This window comes from Halolactibacillus halophilus, from assembly GCF_900115605.1.
In the GTDB taxonomy this organism is placed as follows: Bacteria; Bacillota; Bacilli; order Bacillales; family Amphibacillaceae; genus Halolactibacillus; species Halolactibacillus halophilus.
In genome coordinates this window covers 1-5,213 of the sequence record NZ_FOXC01000066.1, presented here as the reverse complement: position 1 = coordinate 5,213, position 5,213 = coordinate 1, and the positions used below count along the sequence as shown (strand labels likewise).

General features: G+C 39.4%; 5 protein-coding genes. 1 reads left to right on the top strand and 4 read right to left on the bottom strand.

The window, feature by feature from the left end; genetic code table 11:
* Positions 1-180: 180 nt before the first annotated feature.
* Genes BM098_RS12890 through BM098_RS12880 form a run of 3 tightly spaced genes read right to left on the bottom strand, consistent with a single transcriptional unit; the run spans position 181 to position 2,566 of the window.
* The gene (locus tag BM098_RS12890; RefSeq protein WP_089834017.1) at positions 181-1,167 is read right to left on the bottom strand and encodes a Gfo/Idh/MocA family protein; all 987 of its coding nucleotides are present in this window, start codon (positions 1,165-1,167) and stop codon (positions 181-183) included.
* The gene (locus tag BM098_RS12885; RefSeq protein ID WP_089834015.1) at positions 1,168-1,470 is read right to left on the bottom strand and encodes a YerC/YecD family TrpR-related protein; all 303 of its coding nucleotides are present in this window, start codon (positions 1,468-1,470) and stop codon (positions 1,168-1,170) included.
* A 46-nt stretch (positions 1,471-1,516) separates the two neighbouring features.
* Positions 1,517-2,566 carry a DUF3048 domain-containing protein gene (locus BM098_RS12880; RefSeq protein ID WP_234987508.1) on the bottom strand — a complete coding sequence of 350 codons (1,050 nt, stop codon included), beginning with the start codon at positions 2,564-2,566 and terminating at the stop codon, positions 1,517-1,519.
* A 225-nt stretch (positions 2,567-2,791) separates the two neighbouring features.
* On the opposite strand from BM098_RS12880, the gene BM098_RS12875 reads away from it, so the two are divergent.
* Positions 2,792-4,111: a 6-phospho-beta-glucosidase gene (locus BM098_RS12875; RefSeq protein WP_089834011.1), complete on the top strand. Its 1,320-nt coding sequence runs from the start codon at positions 2,792-2,794 to the stop codon at positions 4,109-4,111.
* Positions 4,112-4,483: 372 nt separating this feature from the next.
* Here the strand turns inward: BM098_RS12875 and BM098_RS12870 are convergent, their stop codons facing one another.
* A complete protein-coding gene (locus tag BM098_RS12870; RefSeq protein WP_089834009.1) occupies positions 4,484-4,903 on the bottom strand; it encodes a DUF1801 domain-containing protein in 420 nt (139 codons plus the stop codon).
* Positions 4,904-5,213 lie beyond the last annotated feature (310 nt).

Below are 5,213 nucleotides of genomic sequence, written 5' to 3'. Positions count from 1 at the left end.
ACTATTATCTTAACCCTTTTCCTCAATAAATTTCAACTCTTCATAACGTTCCAACCCTTGGTATATCAACGAAAATTTTATACTTTCCTATACTACAAGAAAAAATACGCCTTATATCAGCGTATTTCTTCTAATATATTTCATTTTACATTAAATAAGCATTACTTATTTTGAACGAAATTATTTTTCATCTGCCGGATAAACGACCCCAATTTGACGACGGGCCACGTCTAACACTTTCATCGTTTGTAATGACGTATCAAACGTATTAACATCGCTTTCTGTTCGCCCTGTTTTAATCAATTCAGCAAAATGATGTGCTTCATATCCCATAGAATTAGTTAATTGTTCAAGGGAGCGCTCCTCTTTATGACCTTCTTTATCAACTAAATGAATGCCTGACATATCACTCCATTTATCAATCACAATCGAACCGTTTTCTCCTTGGATTTCTGACGGGAGGGCGCTGTTGGTGATTTTAGAGAAAATCATATTAGCTTCAAGTTCATCATAACTGAGTAGAACAGTCCCACTACCATCAACACCTGTGTCTAACATCATGGCTGAGGCTTGAATCTTCTTCGGTTGACCAAAGAGCTTGATGGTCGGATAAATCGTATAAATACCGATATCCATTAACGATCCGTTGGATAATTCCGGTTTAAAGGCATTGAGTACTTCCCCTTCTTTATAGCGGTCATAACGAGAAGAATATTGACAGAAGTTTGCGATGACGCGGCGCACAGGTTTGATTTCTTCAATCAAGTCTTTTACTAAGTCAAAGTTAGGTAAATGTGTCGTTTTCATCGCTTCCATTAGGACCACGCCTTCTTTTTCAGCGACTGCCACCATTTTTTCTGCTTCACGTACATTCGATGCCATCGGTTTTTCAACTAAGACATGTTTTTTATGCTCCATCGCCTGAATCGCTTGACTCGCATGAAGTGCGGTTGGACTGGCGATATACACAGCATCAAACGCATCACTTTCAAAAAAGTCACTTAGGTGGGTGAAGATTGCGTCGACCTCATACTTATCTGCGAATTGTTGGGCTTTTTCTTCAGTCCGTGAGTAAACAGCCGATAGCTGCAACTCTCCCGTTTGATGAGCTGCATCTAAAAAGCGGTCAGTAATCCAGTTCGTTCCTATTACACCTAGCTTAATCATTTATTCGTCCTCCTTATTAACAAGTTTTTTTAGTGCTGTTTCATAGCCACCACTACCATAGGTTAAACAACGTTTTACACGTGAGATCGTCGTTGTCGACGCGTGTGATTCATCTACAATCGCATGATATGTTTGACCTTCAGATAACATTTTAGCCACTGTTAACCGTTGTGTCAGTGCCTGTATTTCATTCATTGTCGCAATATCATCAAAAAATTGATAACATTCCTCGCGTGACTCTAATGATAAAATCGCATCAAATAATTGATCGAGTTGTTCCCCACGTAATTTATCGATTTGCATCGAATCCCCCCATTTATAAAGTCTTCTACCCTATATCTCCGTCCTGTTAGTCTGTCATTGTGACAGTATCTATACCGCGTGATGTTGGTAAGACGTTGACCCATGTTTGTCCTGGAACAAACGGCACCACTTCACCATTTTCGACCGGCAACAAACGCCCGTCGCGGTTTTCCCATTTGACGCGTTTAACATAACCTTTTTGCAGCAGCAAAGCGTCACCACTTGATGTGAGATCAATTTCCCGCCGTCCCGCACTATCAATGACTTCATGATCAGTCTCTAAAATAAAGATATTATCTAAAGTAATTGGCGTCTCGTCACTCAACTCTTTTGTTTGTGCTTGATCATTAAATCTTGTATACGTTTCTAAAGTCGTGTCGTATACGTAACGCGTCGTTTCATTACCATAAGAGAAAGAAATGTCGCTGGCCGTTTCTGTCGTTTTGATATCTTCTCTTGTAAACGTCAACGGCTCAGGTGATTGTTCGAGTGAGTAGCCTTTATTCGTTGCCGTAGCTTCTATTCCATTAGTTAGTAAATAAGAGTTGTGCGGCGCTACTCTAAATGATTCTCGTTTAAACAGCATTTGATTATTGTCATAATACGCCCCGTTTAAATAGTCAGCCGCTCCGTTTTTTAGCATATCTTCAATGAAGCCTGCGGCCCCGTGGTAAATATAGAGTGCGCCGTAATCATCGGCTAAATTAAAGTAATACGGACGTGCACTACGAACCGGACCAATCACATCAGGCACTTTACTATGGAACATCGCCATCAGTCGCGTAATATTTCCTTCTGCCAAAATTTCAAAGACGATATCCGCAGCTGATAATCCGGATTGCGGACGTGCTTTTGGATGATTATTGACCATTACCGCAATGATACGATTATTTAAAGGTTCATCAATCGCTTCACCAGTCAGTGGCGCCATAATATCTGGGTTTTTATTGCCCACATCGATTGGTTCATGGACTTGTTCTGCCGGTTCTTTTTTCTGTTGATCGCGTGTTGGTTTCACTTCTTCTTCACTACACCCTGTTAATACAAGACCGATCAAGATTAATACTATGACGACGATTTTTTTCACCTGACTCATCCTTTACTCTATTAGTTCGTTACTCTACTGTCTAGTATAACAAATCTCACTGCTTACCGGGGAGAGAATTTACTGATTAACGTAAAAGCAAGCAAAGTAACACAGCGTGTCACACACGAAACATGTCACAACCCTTGTTCTTTGAAACCGAATACATAAAAACACTCGTTATTTCCTTTTTGTTGTATTAAGCTAGCCTTATCAAATTTTTAGGGGGTAATACAGATGACAAAGAAGTTAAAAGTCGCTACGATTGGCGGTGGGTCAAGTTACACACCTGAACTTATTGAAGGGTTTATAAAGCGCTACGATGAATTTCCACTGACAGAGCTCTGGCTTGTCGATATTGAGGCAGGAAAAGAAAAGTTAGAGATTGTTGGTAACTTAGCCAAACGGATGGTGAAAAAAGCAGGTTTAGATATTCGCATTGAACTCACACTTGATAGAGAAGAAGCATTAAAGGAAGCCGATTTTGTGACTACGCAGTTTCGGGTCGGATTACTTGAAGCACGTAAAAAAGATGAACGGATTCCACTGAAATATGATGTGATTGGTCAAGAAACGAATGGACCAGGTGGCTTGTTTAAAGGATTGCGCACAATTCCAGTGATTCTAGACATTACCCGCGATATGGAGCGCCTCTGTCCTGACGCTTGGCTGATTAACTTCACGAATCCAGCTGGGATGGTCACTGAAGCAGTCTTACGTTACTCAAACATTGAAAAAGTTGTTGGCCTCTGCAATGTCCCAATTGGCATTGAGATGGGTGTCAGTAAATTACTCGATGTTGACCATAGCCGGGTACGGATTGACTTTGCCGGATTAAATCATATGGTTTACGGCTTAAATGTATTCTTAGATGGTGAGAATGTGACCAAACACGTCGTCGAAAAACTCACCGACCCAGAACAAACAAGCTTTGTGAAAAACATTGAAGGGATTGGTTATGACCCATCCTTTATCCGTGCCCTTGGCGTACTCACTTGCCCGTATCACAACTATTATTACAAACACCGCGATATGTTAGAGAAACAACAAAAAGAAGCAAAGGAACAAGGGACACGTGCAGAAGTTGTATCGAAACTAGAGAAAGAATTATTTGAACTATATAAAGATGACACTCTTGATATTAAGCCACCGCAACTCGAGGAACGTGGTGGGGCTTATTATTCTGATGCGGCCGTGCGCCTGATTACTTCAATTTACAATGATAAACGGGACATTCAACCGGTCAATACCCGGAACAACGGTGCGATTGCCTCAATTCCAAATGATTCAGCGGTAGAAATTAGTTCCGTGATCACAAAAGATGGACCAAAACCGATTGCGATTGGTGATTTGCCGGTTGCGGTACGCGGACTTGTTCAGCAAATTAAATCATTCGAGCGTATTAGTGCTGAAGCTGCTGTCACAGGCGACATTGATTTAGCTGTCCTTGCTTTATCAATTAATCCACTCACACCATCTGATACCGTGGCACGAGAGATTGTCGATGAAATGATGGAAGCTCATAAAGATTACTTACCACAGTTTTTTAACAAGTAACATTCATTTCATAATTTCTCTTTTAAAAAATAAAACCATTTAGATTTTTAAAATGGCCACTGTAAATCTAACGATTTTCTTAATGTAAGTTTAATTATAATCAAAAAAGACAACATTTATTCAAAATATGAATAAGTATTGTCTTTTTGTTTTTCCCTGAATTGTAAGGTCAAAAAAATCCCCTTTGCCTTTTTAGCAGGGATAAGTTCTTGCTCAACGAAACTAGGACCGTGACGTGGTGTGACCGATTCAAAGACTAGAAGCCATAAAGGCGCGGCTCAAAAAACGAGCTACGCCTCGATAGAGTTGTCGTTATTCTCTATTTATGAGTTTATCTTATGTTACATTAAGACAAACTCACAATGTTAATATTTAAATACCTAACATAGGTAAATGTTTTATACGATGGTAAGTCAAAGATAATTCTATACAATGCTTTAAAGCTTCTACTGGGATCTCATCATTTTCATTAAATACAATAGCTCTATTTCCTTCAAATTTAAAAATATCAGAATAACTCTCTTTAAATGTTTCAACTAAAACCGTATTGCAATTAAAATACATTGCATATTGGTTCGGTTTTCCTTTTTTCCAGGCAATTCTAATTGTGCTACCTTCTTCAGCAACATAACTTGGTTCTCCCCACTTCAATGTCTCTTCCAATTGATTCATTTTTTTAATTTCTAATGCTGTATCTAGAATTAATTTACGAATAATCATAAGTTTTTCTGCTGCCCATTCTGGATAACTTTCTAATACTTTTACAACATCAGTATTTATAATTTCATTCATATTAACTGTCATTCCCTCTATAGAATAAGTTATTTTTAAAATAACGCTGATGGCACACCGTTATATCTAAACAATTGAAGCGCGGATTAGCCGGTCGATATTATTTCCATTAGGGCCTAGACCCACCAAAGGAGCATTTCTGACATCCATCATGGAGAGATTAAACGAAGGCATTTGCGCACATAGGTACCGTGAGACATGGGAGGGTCGCCATGATTGAACTACCCCCACCTAACATTCTCACGAATGTTTGAGGAAGGGGATTCCGTAAGGACACCCTAAAGGCGACCCATGCTCGTTCAACTAAGCA

What these genes read in the sequence shown, in the direction of transcription:
- BM098_RS12870 (WP_089834009.1), bottom strand. Translation starts at nt 4,903, where the DNA reads ATGAATGAAATTATAAATACTGATGTTGTAAAAGTATTAGAAAGTTAT.
- BM098_RS12880 (WP_234987508.1), bottom strand. Translation starts at nt 2,566, where the DNA reads ATGAGTCAGGTGAAAAAAATCGTCGTCATAGTATTAATCTTGATCGGT.
- BM098_RS12875 (WP_089834011.1), top strand. Translation starts at nt 2,792, where the DNA reads ATGACAAAGAAGTTAAAAGTCGCTACGATTGGCGGTGGGTCAAGTTAC.
- BM098_RS12885 (WP_089834015.1), bottom strand. Translation starts at nt 1,470, where the DNA reads ATGCAAATCGATAAATTACGTGGGGAACAACTCGATCAATTATTTGAT.
- BM098_RS12890 (WP_089834017.1), bottom strand. Translation starts at nt 1,167, where the DNA reads ATGATTAAGCTAGGTGTAATAGGAACGAACTGGATTACTGACCGCTTT.